21 protein-coding genes and 1 other RNA gene are annotated in these 23,409 nt (G+C 48.5%); 10 read left to right on the top strand and 12 right to left on the bottom strand.

Features of this window, described 5'->3' with window-relative positions:
• Positions 1-9: 9 nt before the first annotated feature.
• The 3 genes from SG35_RS21930 to SG35_RS21920 all read right to left on the bottom strand — a co-directional run bounded on the left by SG35_RS21930 (position 10) and on the right by SG35_RS21920 (position 2,165).
• Positions 10-558 (bottom strand): YggT family protein, encoded by a 549-nt coding sequence (locus SG35_RS21930; RefSeq protein ID WP_044832986.1) that lies wholly within the window; start codon positions 556-558, stop codon positions 10-12.
• A gap of 99 nt (positions 559-657) precedes the next feature.
• Positions 658-1,473 carry a pyrroline-5-carboxylate reductase gene (proC, locus tag SG35_RS21925; protein ID WP_044832987.1) on the bottom strand — a complete coding sequence of 272 codons (816 nt, stop codon included), beginning with the start codon at positions 1,471-1,473 and terminating at the stop codon, positions 658-660.
• Between the two features lie 14 nt (positions 1,474-1,487).
• The gene (locus tag SG35_RS21920) at positions 1,488-2,165 is read right to left on the bottom strand and encodes a YggS family pyridoxal phosphate-dependent enzyme (RefSeq protein ID WP_044832988.1); all 678 of its coding nucleotides are present in this window, start codon (positions 2,163-2,165) and stop codon (positions 1,488-1,490) included.
• A 69-nt stretch (positions 2,166-2,234) separates the two neighbouring features.
• Here SG35_RS21920 and SG35_RS21915 point away from each other — a divergent pair, with 69 nt between their 5' ends.
• Together SG35_RS21915 and SG35_RS21910 are read left to right on the top strand one after the other, a co-directional pair.
• Positions 2,235-3,278, top strand: coding sequence for a type IV pilus twitching motility protein PilT (locus SG35_RS21915; RefSeq protein ID WP_044832989.1), 1,044 nt, complete (start codon positions 2,235-2,237; stop codon positions 3,276-3,278).
• Positions 3,279-3,342: 64 nt separating this feature from the next.
• Positions 3,343-4,473, top strand: a complete 1,131-nt coding sequence (locus SG35_RS21910) for a PilT/PilU family type 4a pilus ATPase (RefSeq protein WP_044832990.1) — start codon at positions 3,343-3,345, stop codon at positions 4,471-4,473.
• Positions 4,474-4,507: 34 nt separating this feature from the next.
• Here the strand turns inward: SG35_RS21910 and SG35_RS21905 are convergent, their stop codons facing one another.
• The 7 genes from SG35_RS21905 to murI all read right to left on the bottom strand — a co-directional run bounded on the left by SG35_RS21905 (position 4,508) and on the right by murI (position 11,192).
• On the bottom strand, positions 4,508-5,473 hold the full coding sequence (locus tag SG35_RS21905; RefSeq protein WP_044832991.1) for an AEC family transporter: 966 nt from the start codon (positions 5,471-5,473) through the stop codon (positions 4,508-4,510).
• Between the two features lie 137 nt (positions 5,474-5,610).
• The gene (gene ruvX / locus SG35_RS21900; protein ID WP_044832992.1) at positions 5,611-6,054 is read right to left on the bottom strand and encodes a Holliday junction resolvase RuvX; all 444 of its coding nucleotides are present in this window, start codon (positions 6,052-6,054) and stop codon (positions 5,611-5,613) included.
• A 57-nt stretch (positions 6,055-6,111) separates the two neighbouring features.
• The gene (locus SG35_RS21895) at positions 6,112-6,666 is read right to left on the bottom strand and encodes a YqgE/AlgH family protein (RefSeq protein ID WP_044832993.1); all 555 of its coding nucleotides are present in this window, start codon (positions 6,664-6,666) and stop codon (positions 6,112-6,114) included.
• Positions 6,667-6,743: 77 nt separating this feature from the next.
• Positions 6,744-7,694, bottom strand: a complete 951-nt coding sequence (gshB, locus tag SG35_RS21890; RefSeq protein WP_044832994.1) for a glutathione synthase — start codon at positions 7,692-7,694, stop codon at positions 6,744-6,746.
• A gap of 18 nt (positions 7,695-7,712) precedes the next feature.
• Positions 7,713-8,462 carry a 16S rRNA (uracil(1498)-N(3))-methyltransferase gene (gene rsmE, locus SG35_RS21885; protein WP_044832995.1) on the bottom strand — a complete coding sequence of 250 codons (750 nt, stop codon included), beginning with the start codon at positions 8,460-8,462 and terminating at the stop codon, positions 7,713-7,715.
• A 392-nt stretch (positions 8,463-8,854) separates the two neighbouring features.
• Positions 8,855-10,042, bottom strand: a complete 1,188-nt coding sequence (gene metK, locus SG35_RS21880; protein ID WP_044832996.1) for a methionine adenosyltransferase — start codon at positions 10,040-10,042, stop codon at positions 8,855-8,857.
• Between the two features lie 259 nt (positions 10,043-10,301).
• Complete coding sequence (gene murI / locus SG35_RS21875; protein ID WP_084693029.1) at positions 10,302-11,192, bottom strand: glutamate racemase; 891 nt, start codon at positions 11,190-11,192, stop codon at positions 10,302-10,304.
• 193 nt (positions 11,193-11,385) lie between these two features.
• Between murI and SG35_RS21870 the strand changes: the two genes are divergently transcribed.
• Entirely contained in the window at positions 11,386-12,717 is a 1,332-nt protein-coding gene (locus tag SG35_RS21870; protein ID WP_044836215.1) for an MDR family MFS transporter, read from the top strand.
• Positions 12,718-12,846: 129 nt separating this feature from the next.
• On the opposite strand, the gene ssrS is transcribed toward SG35_RS21870, so the two are convergent.
• Both ssrS and SG35_RS21860 read right to left on the bottom strand, forming a co-directional pair.
• Positions 12,847-13,029, bottom strand: a non-coding RNA gene (gene ssrS / locus SG35_RS21865) — 6S RNA.
• 105 nt (positions 13,030-13,134) lie between these two features.
• Positions 13,135-13,446, bottom strand: coding sequence for a cell division protein ZapA (locus SG35_RS21860; protein ID WP_044836214.1), 312 nt, complete (start codon positions 13,444-13,446; stop codon positions 13,135-13,137).
• A 335-nt stretch (positions 13,447-13,781) separates the two neighbouring features.
• On the opposite strand from SG35_RS21860, the gene SG35_RS21855 reads away from it, so the two are divergent.
• The 7 genes from SG35_RS21855 to gcvP all read left to right on the top strand — a co-directional run bounded on the left by SG35_RS21855 (position 13,782) and on the right by gcvP (position 23,337).
• Positions 13,782-14,360: a UPF0149 family protein gene (locus SG35_RS21855; protein ID WP_044836213.1), complete on the top strand. Its 579-nt coding sequence runs from the start codon at positions 13,782-13,784 to the stop codon at positions 14,358-14,360.
• 2 nt (positions 14,361-14,362) lie between these two features.
• Positions 14,363-15,766 carry a Xaa-Pro aminopeptidase gene (gene pepP, locus SG35_RS21850; protein WP_044836212.1) on the top strand — a complete coding sequence of 468 codons (1,404 nt, stop codon included), beginning with the start codon at positions 14,363-14,365 and terminating at the stop codon, positions 15,764-15,766.
• 18 nt (positions 15,767-15,784) lie between these two features.
• The gene (gene ubiH / locus SG35_RS21845; RefSeq protein ID WP_044836211.1) at positions 15,785-17,014 is read left to right on the top strand and encodes a 2-octaprenyl-6-methoxyphenyl hydroxylase; all 1,230 of its coding nucleotides are present in this window, start codon (positions 15,785-15,787) and stop codon (positions 17,012-17,014) included.
• A 70-nt stretch (positions 17,015-17,084) separates the two neighbouring features.
• Positions 17,085-18,320 (top strand): FAD-dependent monooxygenase, encoded by a 1,236-nt coding sequence (locus tag SG35_RS21840; RefSeq protein WP_044836210.1) that lies wholly within the window; start codon positions 17,085-17,087, stop codon positions 18,318-18,320.
• A gap of 419 nt (positions 18,321-18,739) precedes the next feature.
• A complete protein-coding gene (gcvT, locus tag SG35_RS21835; RefSeq protein WP_044836209.1) occupies positions 18,740-19,822 on the top strand; it encodes a glycine cleavage system aminomethyltransferase GcvT in 1,083 nt (360 codons plus the stop codon).
• A 144-nt stretch (positions 19,823-19,966) separates the two neighbouring features.
• Entirely contained in the window at positions 19,967-20,356 is a 390-nt protein-coding gene (gene gcvH, locus SG35_RS21830) for a glycine cleavage system protein GcvH (protein WP_044836208.1), read from the top strand.
• A 92-nt stretch (positions 20,357-20,448) separates the two neighbouring features.
• Positions 20,449-23,337, top strand: a complete 2,889-nt coding sequence (gene gcvP, locus SG35_RS21825) for an aminomethyl-transferring glycine dehydrogenase (RefSeq protein ID WP_044836207.1) — start codon at positions 20,449-20,451, stop codon at positions 23,335-23,337.
• Positions 23,338-23,409 lie beyond the last annotated feature (72 nt).

Genomic DNA, 23,409 nt, shown 5'->3' with positions numbered 1-23,409 from the left:
TGCCGGGAATTAAAGCATGCGCCACACAGGGATAGCGCCGCCGATGAAGATATTAATGACATTTAATAATAGAAACGCCACCAATACCGATAAATCCAGGCCGCCGATATTCGGGATGATCCGGCGGATCGGGCGTAAAAAGGGTTCGGTTAGCTGGTGAAAAATCACTTGGGTCGGGTTATATCCCTGCACCACCCAGCTCATCAACGCCATGACCAGCATGATAATAAACAGCAATACTCCGGTTTGCTTCAGCAGGTATAAAGCACCAAAAATCATGGAACTTGGGATATCAAATCCTCCGCTATTGAGTAGCGGAATAACAATAAACTTTAAACTGGCAACAAGATAGGCCAGCAATAAGGTGGCGAGATCTATCCCGCCAAGCCCTGGAACCACCCGGCGCAGCGGCACTACCATAGGGTTACTGACTTTAACAATAAACTGGCTGAAGGGATTGTAAAAGTCCGCTTTCACCAGCTGTAACCATAATCGCAGCACCAATACCCATACTAGCGCATTAAAGACAAAGTCCAGCAAATAATTAATTGCTTCCATTAAAAACTCCAATTATCGGGATGAAAAGACTCATTTCTTTTACAGCAAACTTCTATTATTTTTATATAAATCAATAGTATTTTACCTGTTTAAAACGAGTTAGCCATTATTTTGCGCCATTTCCTGGCTACGTTGCAATGCCGCATCCATGGCTTTTGTAACTAATTGTGATAAATCCCCCTGGTAGAACTGGTTCAGGGCTGCCTGGGTTGCGCCGCCTTTGGAGGTAACGTTCTCTCGCAACTGGCCGATGGAGTCGTCATTCTGGCATACCATCTGTGCCGCTCCCAGGGCCGTTTGTTGCACCAGCTTGCGGCTGTCTTCGGCGGAAAAGCCCAGGGTTTGTGCGTGCTGCTCCATGATTTCCATAAACAGGAAGAAGTAGGCTGGGGCGGAGCCGGAGACGGCGATGATATCATCAATCTGTTTTTCCTGATCCAGCCACATCACTATGCCTACCGCTTTCATCATCTCATCGGCAATATCGCGCTGTGCCTCGCTGACTTCGGGAGAGGCAAAAATGCCGGTGACACCGAGACCCAGCTGGGACGGGGTATTAGGCATGGTACGGATCACCGATTGTCCGCCCCCTAACGCCGCCTGAATTTGCGCCATGGTGCAGCCGGCGGCGATAGAGATAAAACATTTATCCGAAATATCCAGGTTTTCCCTGATTTGCAGGCAAACACCGGCGATCAGGTGAGGTTTAACCCCGAGCACTATGGTGGGGGCAAACTGGGCCGCTTCCAGGTTGTCCGGCGTCTGATGAATACCGAATTCTTCAGCCAGCGCCAAACGTTTTTCCGGCGACGGGTTGGAGACGATAATATTTTGTGGGGCGAAGCCGTTGTTGATCAGGCCGGCGATAATGGCACGGTTCATATTACCGGCGCCGATGAATGCAATTTTATTCATAATGTACTCTTAAGTTATTGTTCTCTTGAACCAAAAATAGCCGAACCAATTCGGACCATAGTTGAGCCGTTGGTTATCGCCGCTTGCAAATCGCCGGACATGCCCATCGACAGGGTATCGAGCTCGGGGTATTGCTGCTGTAATTGTCTAAACAAGTTCTGCATTTTGCTGTAGCTGGACAGTGGCGCATTTTTTTCCGGTATCGCCATTAGCCCCCTTAAACGCAAATGGGGGCAGTTGGCGATGACCTCGGCCAGCTCATCTAGGTCTGCTACCGTGACGCCTGACTTGGATGCTTCGCCGCTAATATTGACTTGTAAACAGACGTTTAGCGGAGTATCGTGGCCGGAGCGGCCTTCGTTAAGACGCCGGGCGATTTTTACCCGGTCGATGCTGTGGACCCAGGAAAAGTTTTCGGCAATCGCCCGGGTTTTGTTGGACTGGATCGGACCGATAAAATGCCAGCAAATATCGGGCAAGTGTTTTAACTGTGCGATCTTGTCAACCGCTTCCTGGACATAACTTTCGCCAAACGCCCGTTGTCCGCACTGGTAAGCCTGTTCGATTAAAGCGCCGGGTTTGGTTTTGCTGACCGCCAGCAGCGCTACCGTTTCTTTGGTGCGGCTTGCCTGTTGGCAGCTTTGTGAAATTTGCTGTTCAATCAAGGCTAGATTATCTTTAATGTTAATCATTTAACTTATTTCAATTCCCAGTTATTTGTACGAAAATCAATTCGACAAAACATTGCCAAAGAGGTTGTTATGGACATTACCGAATTATTAGCATTTAGTGTGCAACATAATGCATCTGATCTACATCTATCCACGGGGACGCCGCCTTCCATCAGGGTTGACGGTGATGTCCGTAAGCTTAATATCCCGGCTTTTGATGAAAAAGACGTTAACGCTTTAGTCTATGATATTATGAACGACCGCCAGCGCAAAGACTATGAAGAAAATTTAGAAGTGGATTTTTCTTTTGAAGTGCCGAACCTGGCGCGCTTCAGGGTCAATGCCTTTAACCAGAACCGCGGTCCGGCAGCGGTGTTTCGTACCATTCCCAGTAAAATTTTGACTCTGGAAGATCTCGGCTGTCCTGATATTTTTCGCGATATTGCCGATAACCCGCGCGGTTTAGTGTTGGTGACCGGCCCTACCGGTTCGGGTAAATCCACCACCTTGGCGGCCATGGTAGATTATATCAACCAGAATAAACATGATCATATCCTGACCATAGAAGACCCGATAGAATTTGTGCATGACAATAAATCCTGTTTGATCAACCAGAGGGAAGTGCACCGGGATACTTTGAGCTTTAGCGCGGCGCTGCGCTCGGCTTTAAGGGAAGACCCGGATGTGATCCTGGTGGGGGAGATGCGGGATCTGGAAACCATACGTTTGGCAATGACCGCCGCAGAAACCGGTCACCTGGTATTCGGCACCCTGCATACCACCTCGGCGCCAAAAACCATTGACCGTATTATCGATGTCTTCCCGGGAGAAGAGAAAGACATGGTGCGCTCTATGCTTTCAGAATCATTGCGGGCGGTTATTTCCCAGACCTTAGTGAAAAAAGTCGGCGGCGGCCGGGTGGCGGCCCATGAAATTATGATCGGCGTACCGGCGATCCGTAACCTCATTCGTGAAGATAAAATTGCCCAGATGTACTCGGCCATTCAAACCGGTATGTCCCACGGCATGCAGACCATGGATCAATGCCTGTTGAACCTGGTCAACCGCGGCCTGATTTCACGCCAGGATGCCAGGGATAAAGCGGCGGATAAAAACCAGTTTTCCGGTTATTAATCCCGGAAGAACATCCGCTTATGTATAACAAGATTTAACTTCAGGTTTAGACAGGGTAAGGCTTATGACATTTCATGATTTACTGAGAAAAATGATCCAGGAAGACGCCTCGGATATGTTTGTTTCCGCCAAACTTGCCGTGAGTGCGAAAATTAACGGCGAGCTCCAGCCGATACATGATGAGATTCTAAGCCCGGAAGAAGCCCTGGGTTTAGTACATGATGCCATGACAGAAAAGCAGAAGCAGGAGTTTGACGAAAGCAAGGAATGTAACTTTGCCATTTCCGTTGACGGTATCGGCCGCTTCAGGGTTTCAGCCTTCTGGCAACGGGACATGGCAGGCATGGTGATCCGCCGTATCGTCACCGACATCCCGGACGTTGACGACCTGGGTTTGCCATCGGTGCTTAAAGACGTGGTAATGTCAAAACGTGGTTTAGTGCTCTTTGTCGGTGGTACCGGCACGGGTAAATCAACCTCTATGGCCTCCCTGATAGGTTTTCGCAACCGTAACTCCCGCGGCCATATCCTGACTATAGAAGATCCGGTGGAGTTTGTGCATGACCACGGCAAGTGTATGGTGACCCAGCGCGAAGTGGGACTGGATACCGAATCCTTTGATGCCGCCCTGAAAAGCTCGCTGCGCCAGGCGCCGGATGTGATCTTAATCGGTGAGATCCGCAGCCAGGAAGTCATGGAATATGCGCTCAGTTTCGCCGAAACCGGGCATTTGTGTATTGCTACCTTACACGCCAACAATGCCAACCAGGCCATCGACCGTATCATGCACCTGGTGCCGGCGGAGCAGCATGGCAAGCTGCTGTTTGATTTGGCGTTAAACCTGCGCGGTATTATTGCCCAGCAGCTTATTCCTACCTCGGACGGCAATGGCCGGGTGGCGGCGATTGAGATCTTGCTTAACTCGCCTTTTGTTGCCGAACTTATTAAAAAAGGCGATGTGGGCAGCATTAAAGAGGTGATGGAAAAGTCCAACGAACTGGGGATGCAAACCTTTGATCAGGCGCTGTTTAACCTGTATCAGCAAGGGCAAATCAATTATGCCGATGCCTTGCATCATGCCGACTCACCCAATGATCTGCGCTTGATGATCAAACTGCGCAGCAATGACCAAACCGGCTTGGGTGGCCTGAGCGGTGTCACCATAGACGGCCTGGAGCCAGATAGCGATAATTAACCGTTTTAGCTGAGCTGTTCCCGCCTTTTAGAGCTTATCCTAAAAACCATAACCAGGCGGGAACGGTAAACACCGACATCACGGTGCTGACCACTACGGCACCGGCCAGGGTTTCCTGGTGCACCTCCTGCATCTTGGCAATCAAATAGGCATTTACCCCTATCGGGCTGGCGCTTAAAATCACCAATACCGTAATGATCATCGGCTCCAGCTGGAACAGGTAATGAGCCGCGCCGTAAACCAGGGCCGGCAAAAGCATCAGCTTAAAAATACTTGCCAGCATGATAAAGTTAATTTCATTGCGCACCTGGTAATAGGCCAGGGAAGCGCCGAGAATAAACAGTGCCAGGGTTATCGCGGGTTTGCCCAAGAGCACCAGGGCATCGCCGATAATTCCGGGTAAGGGAATTGCCAGCAGGTTAAATACCAGTCCGGATAAGATGCTGATGATCAGCGGATTATTAAAGGTCTGTTTAAAAAATCCCTGCCAGTCAAAGCTACGTCTTTTAGCTAAAGCCTTACTAGAAGATGTTTGTTCCTGTGGCGCGCCACGGGCGGCAATGGCGCTGGTGAGGCCAAACAATAAGGTGCTGTGGAAAGTGATAATTAAAAACACCAGCGCCACCACTTGCTCGCCTATCACCATCAGCAACACAGGTAAGCCGACAATCACGGTATTGGAATAACTGGCCCCGAGGGCAAACACCGCCGAGGCGGGATAATGCTTCTGGTATTTTTTGTGGAATAAATAATTAGCCAGTCCCGCCAGCAGGTAACAGCAAAGCAGCGGCAGGTAAAACCCGGCAAAGAATTTCGGATCTACCATGCCAGAAAAATCGGCATTGGCCATTTGATAAAATAAAAAAGCCGGAATGGAATAAAAGAAGGTAAATTTACTTAAGGCATCTACCTGGCTTTTGTTTAACTTATTGCTTTTGCATAAGATAAAGCCCAGCAGGGCCACCAGGATAAGAGGGGAGATAACGGAAATAATATTCATGAAGGCTTATGTGACCCGGGGTATTGTTATTTGTTTATTATTAAATAAATATTAAAGCACCGGTAAAGATACAGGTGAAGAAAAGTGCTTTGTTTTATTATCTGCTCCCGGCTGTATGCCAGGAGCAGAGTACAGGTTTAATCGTAGAGGTGTTCAAAATAGCTTTCGATGATCAGCTTGGCAGACTGGGCATCAATATTGTCTTTTTTCAGATTACGATAGCCCCCCTGGGCAAATAACCTTTCTTTGGCATCGGCAGTGGTCAGCCTTTCGTCCTGAAATTCTACCTTTTTACCAAAGCGTCCGGCGAGGCGATTGCCGAACTTTTTCGCATCCAGGGTCAGCTGCTGTTCGCTGCCGTCCATATTTAAAGGCAAGCCCACCACCAGGTAATCCGGTTGCCATTCTTTGAGGTACTTTTCCAGGTTGTCCCAGTGGGGAATACCGTCGTTGGCTTTGACCGATCCCAGCGGGGAGGCACTGCCGGTAATTTCCTGACCAACGGCGACACCGATATACTTTTTACCAAAATCAAAACCTAACACCGTGCGTTCGCCGATATTTTTACTGCTGCGGCTCATTAACTATGTCCTGTTCTTGTTCATTGTGCTTGTTTCTTGTGTTTATTACCTGCGACATTAAGCATGGCCGACATCGGAAGACAGGTTCGCGATATTGATGCCGATTTTTTCGGTGGCTTTTTTCCAGCGCTCTTCTATCGGGGTATTGAAAAGAATATCGTTGTCGGCATCGATCACCAGCCAGGAGTTTTGCTGTATTTCTTCTTCCAGCTGCCCCGGTCCCCAACCTGAATAACCTAAAGTCACCATAAAGTGCTCCGGCGCCTTGTCTGTGCCCAGGGCCATCAGGATATCTTTTGAGGTGGTGATCATCACATCGTCACTTAACGACAAAGAGCTGTTCCAGCCGCTTTGCGGGCTATGCAAAACAAAGCCCCTTTGTTGCGACACCGGGCCGCCGGAAAGCACCTGCTGCTCTAATTTCGGGTTCTCTTCCAGACCGTCATCTATCTGGGTCAGCAATTCGTTTAAGGTGATATTTACAGGCATATTAATCACCAGTCCCATAGCGCCTTCGTCATTATGCTCGCAGATATAAGTGACGGTTTTACTAAAGTACGAGTCTCCCAATGAAGGCATCGCAATAAGAAATTGGTTCTCTAAGCTTTCCATTTTTTACCTCCGATAATCACCTTAAACATTTACCTTAGCTCTTTCCCGAGCTTTTTTTGATAGAAAACAAGGCCCGTTTATCGACCCAGGCGTGACTCTATCGCGTCCATCAACTTGCCGCTGATATTGATCGGATACGCCGCTTCAATCTCCCTGATACAGGTTGGACTGGTGACATTAATTTCCGTCACCTTGTCGCCGATCACATCCAAACCGACAAAAATTAACCCGCGTTTTTTTAGCTCCGGCGCTATGGTTTCGGCAATATAGCGATCGCTGGCGGTTAACGGTCTTGCTTCGCCGCGTCCGCCGGCGGCTAAGTTACCGCGGGTTTCACCCTGGGCCGGGATCCGTGCCAGGCAGTAGGGCATAGGCTCGCCGTCAACAATCAAAATACGTTTATCGCCGTCTTTAATTTCCGGCATGTACTCTTGAACCATAGCATATTGGCTGCCATGTGCGGTAAGCGTTTCTAAAATGACGCCGATATTGGCATCGTTTGGTTTGATATGGAAAATGGAAGAGCCGCCCATGCCGTCCAGAGGCTTGATAATGACGTCTTTATGCTGCTGGTGAAACTTGCGGATACGCTCGCAATCCCGGGTGACCATGGTTTTGGCGGTAAGCTCGGAAAACCAGGCGGTGAACAGTTTTTCATTGCAGTCGCGCAGGCTTTGCGGCTTGTTGACTATCAGGGTACCTTCAAGCTCAGCCCGCTCCAGCATATAAGTGGCGTAAATATATTCGGTATCAAAAGGCGGATCTTTGCGCATCAATACCGCATCGAGTTCGCTGATGGCAATATCTTTAGGGTCGCTGAGCTCATACCAGTGTTCGGGATCATTAAAGACACGCACGCGATGGGTCTGTGCCCGTGACTCTCCCTGGTTCAGATATAAATCCTGCATCTCCATGTAGTAGATTTCATAACCCCGGGTTTGTGCTTCGAGCATCATCGCCATCGAGGAATCTTTTTTTACGTTCACCTGCGAGATGGGATCCATCACGATACCAAGTTTGATTGTCATTTAATTTTCCTATGTTCTTTAAGCTAAATCACCAAATCGGCACTGTAATGCCGAAATAGCCGTTAAGGCTGCCGTCTCTGTGCGCAATATCCTGGGGCCGAGTAAAATATCAATAAAACCGGCATTATTGGCCTGGCTTATTTCCTCGTCACTTAATCCGCCTTCCGGGCCGATCAATAACCTCACCCTTTGATTTTCTTGCGGTAAGGTCATGACGGAGTGCTTTGCTCTGGGATGTAAATTCAGTTTTAACGCTGAGGTTTCCTGGCTAAACCAGTCGGACAAACTGATAGGGTCGGCCACCTTAGGTACGGCGCAACGGCCGCTTTGTTCGCAGGCACTGATGACGATTTTTTGCCACTGATCGCGTTTTTTCGCCAGGCGTTCACCGCTGAGTTTTACCCCGCAACGTTCGGTAAATAACGGGGTGATGGTATTAACCCCGAGTTCCACCGATTTTTGCAGGGTGAAATCCATGCGATCGCCCCGGGAGATCCCCTGGCCTAAATGGATATTTAACGGCGATTCGTTTTCGACCACCTGGCGATCGGTCAGCAATACCTCGGCTTGCTTCTTACTGACGTTGCTCAGCTCTCCCTGGTACTGGCAGTAGTTACCGTCGTCTTCTCTTTGACCATTAAATAAGGTGACCATATCACCCTCATTTAATCTGAGTACCCTGATGGTATGACCGAATGCATCGGCATTTAATTGCACTTTTTCGCCAACTTTTAACGGCTGGTCTTGATAAATTCGCGGATTTCGCATCTCTGGTTAAGGGTTACCTTAGGTCATTTATTTCCGCCGTTTTTTACCGGGTTATCTTTCACTAGCTAGTGATTTGATTAACTTGTTTATTTAGGCTGAAATTTTAAAAAAGTCTCTGCTACCAAGATAAGGGCGTGGAAGTTAAATTACAATGGCAGGGGGGATTTTTCTCTTTTCGAAAGATATCAGCGGAAATACATTTGTATCTTTATGTATAAGCCCTGCTCCTGTTCATCCATGAACTCGCAGGATTGCTTACAGGAAGTAAGTACTTAGTTTATGCCTGGAGCCCTATTCACCTATAGAGAAGGCTGAAATATTTCCATGTATAAAAAAAACCAACACAAGAACTGTGTTGGTTTCAGGTTTTTTAAATTCGCAATGAACTTGATTTATAAACCGGCAGCCTGGCGTAATTCGTCGGCTTTGTCGGTTTTTTCCCAAGTAAAGGCGGTGAAGGTATCATCGCCGACCGTCATTTCAAACGGGGTGCGGCCGAAGTGACCGTAGGCCGCTGTCGGACGATACATAGGATGTAATAAATCCAACATCTTAGTGATGGCATACGGACGTAAGTCAAAGTGTTCACGTACCAAAGTAACCAGCTTGTCGTTGGCGATTTTGCCGGTGCCGAAAGTTTCCACGTGAATGGACGTCGGCTCGGCAACACCGATAGCATAAGAAATTTGAATTTCACAACGATCGGCAAGACCGGCGGCAACGATGTTTTTCGCAACATAACGGCCGGCATAGGCGGCGCTACGGTCAACTTTTGACGGATCTTTACCAGAGAAAGCACCGCCGCCATGACGTGCCATGCCGCCGTAGGTATCAACGATGATTTTACGGCCGGTTAAGCCACAATCGCCTACCGGGCCGCCGATAACAAAGTTGCCGGTGGGGTTGATATGAAACTTGGTGGCTTTGGTCAGTAATTCTTCCGGCAAGGTGTGCTTGATGATCAGCTCCATTACCGCTTCCTGCAAGTCCGATTGTTTGACTTCCGGGTTATGCTGGGTGGATAACACTACGGTGTCGATGGCAACCGGTTTGTCATTTTCATAAACAAAAGTGACCTGGCTTTTGGCATCCGGGCGTAACCACGGCAGCAGGCCGGATTTTCTTGCTTCAGCCTGACGCTCGACAATACGGTGCGAATAACAAATTGGCGCCGGCATATAAACGTCGGTTTCGTTGCTGGCATAACCAAACATTAACCCCTGATCGCCGGCGCCCTGATCTTCCGGCTTAGAGCGGTCGACGCCCTGGGCAATATCTACAGACTGTTTACCAATGAGGTTCATGATACCGCAGGTACTGCCGTCATAACCAACTTCAGAAGAAGTGTAACCTATGTCATTGATCACATTACGGGTCAGTTCTTCCAGATCCACCCAGGCAGAAGTTGAGATTTCACCCGAGATAATAGCAACACCGGTTTTTACCATGGTTTCACAGGCAACCCGTGCATATTTATCTTCAGCGATGATGGCATCAAGCACCGCATCTGAAATTTGGTCGGCAATTTTATCCGGATGTCCTTCAGAAACCGATTCCGAAGTAAAAAGATGTGTAGACATAAACCCTCAATATCAATTAACAAGTACCTGGCAAAGCTCACAGGTGTAACTGGCGTTAAAATTTTTCACAATTCTACCTATATGTTTAAGCTTTTTCTATTATTATTTACGCCTAGATGGCTAAATGGCTTGAATTTATAATCTAGGCTGCTGGTGGAATTGCTTGCTGAAGAAGGTCAAAAGCAGAGAGGATGGGTATTTAAAGTAATGATCTATAAGTGAATAAATTAATTTTCACTATTACTATATGTGAGGGATTTTAGACGGCCAGCTCTTCCAGTGATACGGATGCTTGCCATAATTGTGAAAATAGCTGGTATTGCTCCCGGTTAATTACCTGCTCCGATGCCAGATTTGCCTCTTGAGTGAAGGATGAAGTAAAAAAGCGGATGTTGCCGCTTTGGCGCTCGGGGGCGCAAAGCTGATGCCTGTCCAGCTGGCGCTTTAACTCCCGGGTAACGGGGGTGGCGGTTTCAATGACCTTAATACCCGGACCTGTGATCAATTGAATTTTTTCCAGTAAAAAAGGGTAGTGGGTACAGCCGAGCACTAAGGTATCTATGCCTTGTGTCATCAGGGGGTGTAAATACTGCTGTAATAAGCCGGTGCATTCAGGGCTGTTTAACTTCCCTTGTTCAATTAACTCCACCAGTCCGGGACAGGGCTGAATAAAGACTTCTACCCCGACACTGTATTTTTCTACCAGGGATAAAAAGCGCTGGTTTGTTGCCGTGGCGCTGGTCACCAGCAGGGCCACTTTTTTACTTTTACTGTGCCTGGCGGCGGGTTTAATCGCCGGTTCAACCCCGATCACCGGCAAGGCGATTTGTGCCCTGAGCTGGTCTATGGCATTGACGGTCGCGGTATTACAGGCAATTACCAGGGCTTTGGCATTTAACTTGATTAACTGCCCGGCAATTAAATTGACTCTTTCGGTGATAAGTTCAACCCCTTTGTCGCCATAGGGGGCATAGGCGCTGTCGGCAACATAAACCAGTTGTTCCTGAGGTAAATGTTGCCGGATACATTTCGCAATGGACAAGCCGCCGACACCGGAATCAAAAATGCCGATTGTGGCCGGTGACGGGTTTTCACCTGCCTGGTTATTGGCTAAAGCTGTCAGCTGTTGTTTAAGTGTGTTTGATGTCATTGCCTGCCGGGGATCTTATTATGGCCTATCGCCGGGCATTTATATTGGCTTTTCCCGGGAAAGTAAAGTTTCACTTATATAAGAGGTTAAAAAAGAGGCTTAAAATACTTTGTAAAGTTTTATGTTTACATATTGGGGTTGCTTTGCTATTTTACCTGCATAACCTTGTTGTATATAAAAAGGGAAATTCTCAATGCACAGTGATGTTTCGCTCTCCCGGATCAAACAATTTCCGCCTTTGATTTGGATTTTATTGTTTGGTGCTTTTATTACCCGCGGCAGCTATTACATGGTATGGCCATTCCTGGCGGTTATTCTATATCAAAAGTTTGCTATTTCCGCGACCGAAGTGGGGTTGATTTTATCGGCTGCCGCCCTGGTTTCGGTGTTTATCGGTTTTGTCGGCGGCGCCTTGTCTGATCACTTTGGCCGTCACCAGTTGATGTTTGCCAGCGGCTTGTTATACGTAGTCTCTTTTTCTTTGCTGGCCAGCGCAGAAACTTTGCCCGGATATGTGTTAATTATTACCTTGTGTTCAATTGCCAAAGCTATCTGGGAGCCACCGACTTCGGCGTTGATCGGCGATTTGCTTGAAGATGCTAAAACCCGGGAATTGGCGATGCAGGCGCGCTACTTTGTGGTCAATGTCGGTGCAGCATTGGGACCTATGTTGGGTGTCTGGTTTGGCTTTACCGGTCAGCAATCGAGTTTCTATATTACCGCCGGTTGTTTTGCTTTATTGCTGGTGATCCTCAAATGGGGTTTTGCTTTACAGGGTAAAGAGCCTGCCGTCCGACAAAAGGGGGAAAAAAACAGCCTTGAGCAGGTGAACAGCCTTGAGCAGGTGAACAGCCCTGAGCAAGAAAGCGGCCCCGAACAAAAGCCTGGTCAGATAAGGCAAACCTTAAGTATCCTCAAGCAGGACAGGGTACTGCAATGTCTGATCCTGGCGAATATCCTTTGTATGTTCATCTATTCGCAAATGGATACTTCCCTGGTCCAGTATCTGACCCGGGCGGAGGTGCCGGATTTGCTGCAGTTAATTTCGGCGATGATAGTCACTAACTCGCTGGTGATTATTTGTTTCCAGTTTGTGTTGCTGAAAATGATGTCGGCGCTGGCGATCGTTAAACGTATTCAAATCGGTTTAGGGATCCTTATCTGCTCCCAAATTTGGCTGGCACTTAATCCGCTCACCTTCTTTTGGGGTTGGATCGGTGCCGTGGTGGTGATGTCGCTGGCGGAAGCGATATTATTCCCGACCATGAATGTGCATATCGACCGTCTGGCACCGGCTCATCTGCGCGGGGCCTACTTCGGTGCGGCATCCTTTTATTCCATGGGTTTTGCCATTGCCCCGTTTGGCGGCGGCTTGATTTTAGACCACTTCGGCGGACCGGCCTTGTTCTTTAGCGGTGCTTTGCTGTGTTTAGTGGTGATTTATTTGTACAGCCTGCTCGATAAACTGCCCAGGCCGGAGTTTGACGGGGAAGTTAAAAAGACTGAGCAAGCCGTGTTAGGGTAAAGGCCATGAGATTAAGGTTTACATGGAAGTAGACCACCTGGAAATACAGAGAAATAAAGTAAGTTAAGATTTTAAACAGGATGAATATCCCGGGGAGGTGGTGTTGAAACTTCTTCCCTAAAAAGAATTAGTGCTTCCAGAATGCCGCCGTCAATGTCAGCCCTTGAACACCGTGTGCTCAAGGCGGAAATAGCACATCACCCGTAGGCTTCCTGATACGAGCCAGGCTTGCACAATAGATAACGTTTAACTTCCTTATGTAAAACTTATCGGCTCAGGGACATAATTGACAAACAAACATCCTAGAAGACTGAATTCATTATAGCTAAACATTATCAGGCAATGTAAGTATTTTATTGCGATAAAAGACGCGAATTACGCTTTTTTTTACTTGATTTTTCCCGCTGTTTTGACTCGCTATTTTTCCGGGCTGTTTTTTTGCTCGATAAGCGCCTGTTCTATGGTCGCTTGCAATAGCTGGATTTGCTCTTGAGTTTGCTGCTGCTCCTGCTCTTTTTGTTGCTGCAACTGTAGCAGGTCGTTGCTCAGATTCAGTGCCGTCAATAACAGGGCTTGCTCCAGGGTGGCAACCGCAGGGCTGCTTCTGGTTTTTTCCAGGCGGGCATTTAATTCACTGGCAGCAGAAATCAGCGCTGATTCCTGACCTTGCGGGCAGGCAACTTTTAACCTTTTATCAGCAATTTTAATTTCAATGGTCTGCGGGCTCATAGCGGCAAAAAATTCCTGGTGATCTTTTAACTAAGGCAAGGGGTGTTAATCTTAGCTTAGTACAACTTAACTTATTGTATTCTATTGGTTGTTTTATTAAAAATATTCTTGGTAAACAATTATTTCTTAAAATAAGTCACCTCGTGCCCGCACTATAACGGCGCAGCCTTGACTATGCAAGGAGCAGCGCCAAGATATTCACTGCCCGGGGCAAGTTTAACTCAATCCTGTCAGGCGCGGGCTTCGGGCGTCCTTTTCTGATATCCTTTTCTGGTATCAAAGCCAGGCTGGTGTTAGGATAGCGGCTAATTAATTTAAGGTGAAATTAGAGACTTATGGCTGACGAAACAAGATTAGACTTTGCCTCGGTGCAGGCAGTCATTACAGCTTCAGGTGTTAATGCCCACGGTGCGGAGTTGCACGGAGTATTAACGGGCTTGATTTGCGCAGGTTTTTCTTTTGATGATCATGATTATATGGCGATGATCAATGACTTGTTCAATAACGGCGAAGGTTTGCCGAAAGACCTTAAAGATGTTGTAAAACAAATGTTTGGTGAGGTATGGCAGGACTTGCTTGATGAGTCGTACCGTTTTCAGCTGTTACTGCCCGACGATGACGAAACCATTGTCGAACGTGGCCATGCCCTTGGTGTCTGGGTGCAGGGCTTTAACTTAGGTTTTGGCCTGCAGCAGAAAAATAACCCGGTATTATCCGACGATGTCAAAGAAGTGCTGACAGACTTTGCCGAGATCGCCAACCTCTCTGATGATGTTGAAGAAGACGAAGAAACCGAGCAGGCTTATTATGAAATAGCCGAATATGCCCGGATGTCGGCATTATTATGTTTTAGCGAATTAGGCACGCCTCCGAGTGAGACGGAAGATCCCCAGCAACCTAAGACCCTGCATTAATGATGAAACACACCTTATTAGCGGTTAGTGAATTTACCGGCCGGCGTGCGCGTTTTTTCGAGCAGATGCCGGATAACAGTGTGGCGCTTTTTGCTGCCGCCGAAGAAGTGACCCGCAGCAACGATACCGAATATCCGTTTTGCCAGAATAAAAATTTTTACTACCTGACCGGTTTTAACGAGCCGGACGCCTTATTGCTGCTTATCAAGCAAAAGGAAGCAGACGAGCTTGTTTGTCAGTCGGTACTGTTTTGCCGGGAGAAAAACCCGATGCAGGAAATCTGGCACGGGCGGCGGATCGGGCCGGAGCAGGCGTCAGGCGAATACGGTTTTGATGCCAGTTTCGCCTGCGAAGAAATCGATGAGTTAGTGCCTAAATACCTTGAAGATAAAGCGCAGTTGCTGTTTTGCCAGGGGGCGGATGAAAAATTTGACCGCCGGGTGCTTAACTGGAACAGCCAGGTAAAAGCAAAAGTCAGGCAAGGGGGCAAGGCGCCGGGGGTATTGATTGATTGCAGCGCTATTATTGATGAAATGCGCCTGATCAAATCGCCGGATGAACTGGACATCATGCGTAAGGTCAACCGCATCAGCGGTCAGGCGCATCAAAGGGCGATGGAGAAAACCCGTCCGGGTAAGTTTGAATACCAGATTGAAGCCGAGCTTTTGCATGAATTTGCCCGCCACGGCGCCCGTCATCCGGCTTACGGCTCTATTGTCGCCGGCGGCGATAATGCCAATATCCTGCATTACACCGACAATAACGATATTTTAAAAAACAATGAACTGTTATTGATTGATGCCGGTGGCGAGCTGGCGGGTTATGCCGCCGATATTACCCGTACCTTCCCGGTAAACGGCAAATTTACCCCGGAGCAAAAAGCCATTTACCAACTGGTGCTTGATGCCCAGGAGCTGGCGATTAAAGCCATTGCCCCGGGGAAAACCCTGGCTTACCTTAATGAAATCACCTGTGAGTTCCTTACCCGGGGACTACACCAGTTAGGCATTTTAACCGGCGATTTAACTGAGCTGATTGCCGCCCGCGCCTGTAAAAAATACTTTATCCACGGCCTTGGCCACTGGTTGGGATTAGATGTGCATGATGTCGGCGATTATCAGGTGGATAAAAAGCGTCAGCAATTACGTGCTTTTGAGCCGGGTATGGCGATGACCATAGAGCCGGGGTTATATATTCCTTTGCATGATGTTAATGAAGACATTGCAACGCCGGTGGATGAGAAATGGCGCGGCATCGGTGTGCGTATCGAAGATAATATCCTGGTGACAGAAACCGGCTATGAAAACCTGACCGTTAATGCCCCGAAAACCATCGCTGAGATTGAAGCCCTGATGGCTGAAAATACCGGGGCTGAAGCAGATGTTACCGGTCAACACAGCCACTAATTCAGCCAAGGACAGTTCATGACAGACGAGTTAACCGTGAATGCCCTGGCTGAAGGAGAATTAAACCATTTCGATGTGGTGATTTCCGGCGGCGGTTTATCCGGTGCGCTAATGGCGCTGAGTTTAGCCCCGTTAAAACAGGCAAACGGCCAGCCTTTATCAATTGCCATTGTTGAAGCCAATCCCGTGGTGAAAGACGTATCGCTGAGTTTTGACGACAGGGTGCTGGCCCTGTCCCACGGCACCAGTGCTTATTTACAAGCGCTGGGTGCCTGGCAGTATCTGCAACAAGATGCCGAGGCAATCAAAACCATTCATATTTCCGATCGCGGCCATTATGGCAAGGCCCGGGTGTATGCCGAAGATCATCAGGTACCGGCTTTAGGTTATGTGGTGGAAATGGCGTTGATCGGCAAGGCCTTGCTTAAATCGCTGGAAAGCTTCAGTAATATTTGCTGGTACCGTCCCGACAGCATAGCAAAAATCCACTGGCAAACGGATAAGGTCACCCTGGCACTGAACTCGGGCCAGGGGTTAACTACCAAGCTTCTGCTGGGCTGTGACGGCGGCATGTCGGCTTGTAGGGAGTTTGCCAATATCAAGGTGCGCCAGCAAAGCTATCGGCAGTCGGCGTTAATTGCCAATGTCAGCACCGCTATTCCCCATTCGGGCGTGGCTTATGAGCGTTTTACCGAAACCGGGCCTATCGCCATGTTGCCTTTATCCGGCAACCGGTGCTCGCTGGTATGGACCCTAACCCCTCAGCAGGCCGAAGAAATACAGGGCCTGGATGATCAAGCGTTTAAGCGGGCACTGGAAGATGCCTTTAGCAGCTATTTGGGACAGATCACCCAGGCGGGTGAACGTTTTGTTTATCCCCTTAATCTTATCCAGGCAGAGCAGCAGGTCTATCACCGTATGGCGCTGGTGGGTAATGCTTCACATACCATACACCCGATAGCCGGACAGGGCTTTAACCTTGGGGTCCGGGATGTTGAGCAACTGGCGGCCTTGATCAAAGCAGCGCTGGAGCAAAAACAGGATATCGGTAATTTTGCCCTGTTAAGCAACTACCAGGAGCAAAGGGCGGCGGATCAGCAACAAGTGATCACTTTAACCGATTCTTTAGTGACGCTTTTCTCCAATCGCTTGCCGCCGTTAGTAGTGGGGCGCAATATCGGCCTTAAGGTATTAAATTATCTGTCGCCGCTGAAAAATGCCTTTGTGCAAAAGACCATGGGTTATTAATAAAACCCTTTATTGGCTGATAAAGCGCTGGCAATAAAGGGCTTACAACAAAAAGTTTAGAGCAATAAGCATGCAAAAATTTGATGTACTTATCGTCGGTGGCGGCATGGTCGGCCTGACACTGGCATTGGCAATTCGCAAGCAAAGCGATTTAACGGTCGCCCTTGCCGATACCCAGGCACTGACAGAGTTAACCGACCAGCCTGAAACCCGGGTCAGCGCCATTAACGCTGCCAGTCAGCAAATTTTTACCCGCTTAAATGTCTGGGATGATATTGTCGGGCAAAGATCCCAGCCTTACCACCATATGCATATCTGGGATAAGGCCGGATACGGTAAGCTTGATTTTAACCTTGCTGATGTCAGCGGCAGCAGCAAACCGGATCAGCTTGGCTGGATCATCGAAAACAAGGTGATCCGCAATGCCCTGTGGCATAAGGCCCAGATGGATGAAGGCATCAGCTTTTTTACCGATGAAGCCATTGCCAGCATCGGGGTCGGGGAAAGTGAAGTTTTCGCCAGTTTCGGCTCAAGCATGCCGATCACCGCCAAATTACTGGTGGGGGCCGATGGCGCCAACTCCTGGGTGCGCAAGCAAATCAATATGCCGATCACCTTTCGCGATTATGACCACCATGCCCTGGTAGCAACGGTGAGCTGCGAGCAGGGACATCAGGATACCGCCTGGCAGGTTTTTCTGCCCACAGGCCCGTTGGCTTTCCTGCCACTATACCAGCAAAACCTATGTTCGATTGTCTGGTCGACTTCGCCTGAGGAAGCACAGCGATTGCGCGCCCTGGATAAAGCAGCCTTTGGCAAGGAAATTACCGCGGCCACCGACGGCAAGTTGGGCCGGGTAAACCTGGAAAGCGAACTGGGCTGTTATCCGCTGATGATGCGCCTGGCACAGGACTTTGTTAAAGATAAAGTGGTGTTAATCGGCGATGCCGCCCACACCATACATCCGCTGGCCGGGCAGGGGGTCAACCTTGGTTTGCTTGATGCCGCCGCACTGGCGCAAACCCTCACCGGGCAATTGGCCGCTGAGCAGTCAAGTTTGGATAACATCAGCAATGAAATACTGTTAAAGCAGTTTGCCCGCTGGCGTAAATCCGAAGCGGCGGAAATGATCGCCGCGATGGAGGCGATCAAGCAGCTGTTTACCCCGCAACAGGAAGTCAGCAAGTTTATTCGCGGTATCGGCATGTCTTTGCTGGATAACTTTTCTCCGGCGAAAAAGCAGTTGATCCGCCAGGCGCTGGGTTATAAAGGTAAGTTGCCCGAGCTGGCTAAATCGGTTGATTAAATAAGCCGGGCAAAGTACATGGCCGGGCCGGCTTTAAGTGCTTTAAAAAACGGTTTGTTTTTGCTGAAAGGTCCTGGCAGCAGCCCCCCTTAAAACAAAAACCTGTGTCTGCTTAGACACAGGTTTTTTGTTGGCGTTAATCGCACAAAAACCGTCATTTATGACAGGAAATTTCCGCTGTAGAATATTCTCCGGTATCGATAATTCATGCCTGCTGAAATTGAACTATATTTTTAAGGTGTACCTTTTTGAAAATATAATTTGGTATTATTTAAATAGTCGGTTTTTTATTTGAAAATTGTGCTTTTGTCTGTTGAATCACCAGTTACTCATCGCTATAATCCATGGCAACTTTGTAATTTTTCAGTTTTAATCCTAGCTTTTATCAGGATCAAAAACTCATCACCAGGTGAAACGCAATGACGAATAAAACCGTATTACATGCAAAACACGTAGCCGCCGGCGCGAAAATGGTTGACTTTCACGGCTGGGAAATGCCGATTAACTATGGCTCGCAGATAGAAGAGCACCACGCTGTGCGTCAGGATGCCGGTATGTTTGATGTCTCCCACATGACTATCGTGGACATCAAAGGCAGCGGCGTGAAGGCGTTTTTGCGTTATTTACTGGCCAATGACGTTGAAAAACTCAATGTCAGCGGCAAAGCGTTATACACCGGCATGTTAAACCATGAAGGTGGCGTGATTGATGATTTAATTGTTTATTTCCTGGCCGATGATTTTTACCGCTTAGTGGTAAATTCCGCGACCCGTGAAAAAGATCTGGCCTGGATGGCTGAGCAGTCGGCTGATTTTGACGTTACCATCACCGAGCGCCCTGAGTATGGCATGATTGCGGTACAAGGCCCTCAGGCAAAAGCCAAAGTGGCCACCATTCTTGACGCCGAGCAAACCGCTGCCGTTGACGGTATGAAGCCGTTTTTTGGCGTGCAGGCGGGCGAGTTATTTATTGCCACCACAGGTTACACCGGTGAAAGCGGTTATGAAATCGTTGTTCCTGAAACCATGGCAGAAGATTTATGGCAGCAATTAACCGATGCCGGTGTTAGCCCTTGTGGTTTAGGCGCACGTGATACCCTGCGTCTGGAAGCGGGCATGAACTTATATGGCCTGGACATGGACGAAAGCGTATCGCCGCTGGCGGCTAACATGGCCTGGACCATCAGCTGGGAGCCAAGCGATCGTGACTTTATCGGCCGTAAAGCCCTTGAAGCGCAAAAAGCCGCCGGTGACCAACATAAACTGGTTGGCCTGGTACTGGAAGAAAAAGGCGTACTGCGCAGCGGTTTAAAAGTGATGGTTAACGGTGAAGAAGGGGTGATCACCTCAGGTACTTTCTCACCGACGTTAGGGCACAGTATTGCCATGGCCCGGGTACCGCGCTCTATCGGCGAAACCTGTGAAGTAGAAATGCGTAAGAAACTGGTAACGGTACAGGTTATCAAGCCAAGTTTTGTTCGCAATGGCAAAAAAGTTTTCTAAACTCTATTTAAACCAAATTGATAGTGTTTAATAATTAGCCCTGCTGTTTGTAAAAGGCATGATATCAAGCCATAGCAGCAGGGATAATAGGGTCCGGTTTCAAACAAAATTAACTAGCAAAGATAATAAATTAGGAACAAAAAGATGAGCAACATTCCTTCAGAACTAAAATATGCAACATCGCACGAATGGGTACGTAACGAAGGTGACGGTACGGTAACTATCGGTATTACCGAGCACGCACAAGAATTGTTAGGTGATATGGTCTTTGTTGAGTTGCCTGAAGTGGGTGAAAACATCAGCACAGGTGACGATGTTGCCGTGGCTGAGTCGGTAAAAGCGGCTTCTGACATTTACGCGCCGATTTCCGGTGAAGTGGTTGAAGTGAATGAAGATTTAGAAGATTCACCTGAGCTGGTCAACTCAGACGCTTTTGGTGACGGCTGGATGTTTAAGGTTAAGCTTGACGATGAGTCAGAGCTGAACGACTTACTTGACGCCGAAGGTTACGCAAACTCCATCGACGAAGATTAATTCTTTGTTGTTAACTTAATTTCAAGCCCCGCACTGATCATTGATGTCCGGGGCTTATTTTTTTACTGCTTGAAGTATAGGATTTGTTGTTTATGACTACCCAATCCCTGTCCCAGCTGGAACAAACACAAGATTTTATTCGCCGCCATATCGGACCCGATAGCGAGCAAACCCAAGTAATGCTTAATGAAATGGGCGCCGAGTCGGTTGATGCCCTGATTGATGAGATTGTTCCCCAAAGCATACGTTTATCTGGCTTGCCTGCCATCGAAGAAAGTAAAACCGAAGTACAGGCACTGGCAGACTTAAAAGCCGTGGCAGCATTAAACCAGGTAAATACCAGCTATATAGGTTTAGGTTATTACGGTACTTTGACCCCGAACGTGATTTTACGTAACGTGCTGGAAAATCCGGGCTGGTATACCGCTTATACCCCTTATCAGCCGGAAATTGCCCAGGGCCGTTTGGAGTCGTTATTAAACTATCAGCAAATGTGTTTAGACCTCACCGGCTTGGATTTAGCAAGTGCTTCCTTACTGGATGAAGCCACCGCCGCTGCCGAAGCCATGGCGCTGGCCAAACGGGTGTCGAAAAATAAAAAATCTAACCTGTTCTTTATTTCAAGTGATGTTTACCCGCAAACCATAGACGTAGTGAAAACCCGTGCCGATATGTTCGGTTTTGACGTGGTGGTTGCGCCAGCGGATGACGTAGTAAATCACGACGTATTCGGTGCTTTATTGCAATACCCGAGTGCCAGCGGTGAAGTAAAAGACATCAGCGACTTAATTGCCAAGGTACACGAGAAAAAGGGTATCGTAGCCGTTGCCGCCGACATCATGAGCTTAGTACTGCTTAAAGCGCCGGGTGAACTGGGCGCAGATGCCGTGATCGGTTCAACCCAGCGTTTTGGTGTGCCTATGGGCTACGGCGGACCACATGCCGCTTTCTTTACAACCTCAGACAAATACAAGCGTTCACTGCCGGGCCGTATTATCGGTGTATCTAAAGATACCCGCGGCAATGCCGCACTGCGTATGGCCATGCAAACCCGCGAGCAGCATATTCGCCGCGAAAAAGCCAACTCCAACATTTGTACTGCGCAAGTATTACTAGCCAACATGGCGGCTTTCTACGCGGTATATCACGGCCCTAAAGGCTTAAAAGTGATTGCCGAGCGTATTCACCGCTTTGCCGATATCCTGGCAACAGGTGTTAGCAGCAAAGGTTTAACGCCAGTGCACGGCACTTACTTTGATACCGTTACTTTTGATTTAGGCGCAGACAAAGACGCTGTTGTTAAGCGTGCCCTGGACAACCAGGTTAACCTGCGCACCGACGTTGACGGTCAGGTAAGCATCTCTATTGATGAAACCACCACCCGTGCAGACATCAACACCTTGTTCGATATTTTATTGGGCGAAGGCCACGGTTTAGACGTTGCCGCATTAGACAGCGAAATTATCGCTAACGGCAGCCAGTCAATCCCGGCGTCATTGCTACGTGAGTCGGCGATACTGACCCATCCTGTGTTTAACAGCTACCACTCGGAAACCGAGATGTTACGTTACATCAAAAAGCTGGAAAACAAGGATTTGGCCCTGAACCACTCGATGATTTCACTGGGCTCCTGTACCATGAAATTAAATGCCACCGCGCAGATGATCCCGGTTTCCTGGCCTGAATTTGCCAATATGCACCCGTTTGCCCCGAAAGATCAGGCACAAGGCTATAAGCAGATGATCGACGAGCTGGGCGACTGGCTGGTAGAGCTGACCGGTTACGACAATATTTCCATGCAGCCTAACTCGGGCGCACAAGGGGAGTACGCCGGTCTGGTGGCGATTGCCAAATACCACGAAAGCCGTGGCGAAGGGCACAGAAACATCTGTTTGATCCCGTCGTCTGCCCACGGTACCAACCCGGCTTCGGCGCAAATGGTTGGCATGAAAGTGGTTGTGGTAGACTGCGACAAGCAAGGTAACGTCGATATGGACGACCTGCGCGCCAAAGCCAGTGAAATGGCAGACAGCCTGTCTTGTATCATGATCACTTACCCGTCTACCCACGGGGTATATGAAACTACCATAGCTGAAATTTGTGACGTGATTCACGAACACGGCGGCCAGGTATACCTTGACGGCGCCAACATGAATGCCCAGGTAGGTTTAACCTCTCCTGGTTTTATCGGCGCAGACGTATCACACCTTAACCTGCATAAAACCTTCGCTATTCCTCACGGCGGCGGCGGACCGGGTATGGGACCAATTGGTGTTAAAAAACACCTGGCGCCTTTTTTACCGGATCATGCCCTGATAAATGTTGATGAGAGCACCCAAGGCAACGGCGCGGTTTCTGCTGCCCCTTATGGTAGTGCCGGAATTTTATGTATCTCTTACCTGTATATTGCCTTATTAGGCAAGCAAGGGGTAACAGATTCGACTAAGTATGCCATTACTAATGCGAACTATCTGGCCCACAAGTTAAGCCAGCATTACCCGATTTTATATACCGGGGCTAATGGCCGGGTGGCGCACGAATGTATCGTAGATCTGCGTCCGATTAAAGAAGCTTCCGGCATTACCGAAATGGATGTTGCCAAGCGTTTGATGGATTACGGTTTCCATGCGCCGACTATGTCATTCCCGGTAGCAGGCACTCTGATGATAGAGCCGACAGAGTCAGAAGCCAAACCTGAGCTGGACCGCTTTATTGAAGCCATGACCTGCATTCGCGATGAAATCCGTAAAGTAGAAGCGGGAGAGTGGACGCTGGAAGACAACCCGCTGCACAATGCGCCGCATACCTTAGCCGATATCACCGATACCTGGGAGCGTGGTTATTCCATCGCTCAGGCGGTATTCCCGGTACCGGCTGCTGCGGCTAACAAGTTCTGGCCGACGGTTAACCGCATCGATGACGTGTTTGGTGACCGTAACCTGATTTGTTCTTGTCCTGCGGTTGATACTTATAAAGATTAATGTCAATTGATGGTGACTGATAATAAAGTTTGTGACTAAATAACATCAGTACCCCAAATGAAACTATAAAAG

It is taken from the genome of Thalassomonas actiniarum, from assembly GCF_000948975.2.
In the GTDB taxonomy this organism is placed as follows: Bacteria; Pseudomonadota; Gammaproteobacteria; order Enterobacterales; family Alteromonadaceae; genus Thalassomonas; species Thalassomonas actiniarum.
The sequence above is the reverse complement of the archived record's forward strand: the minus strand, read 5'-3'. Positions and strand labels throughout refer to the sequence as shown.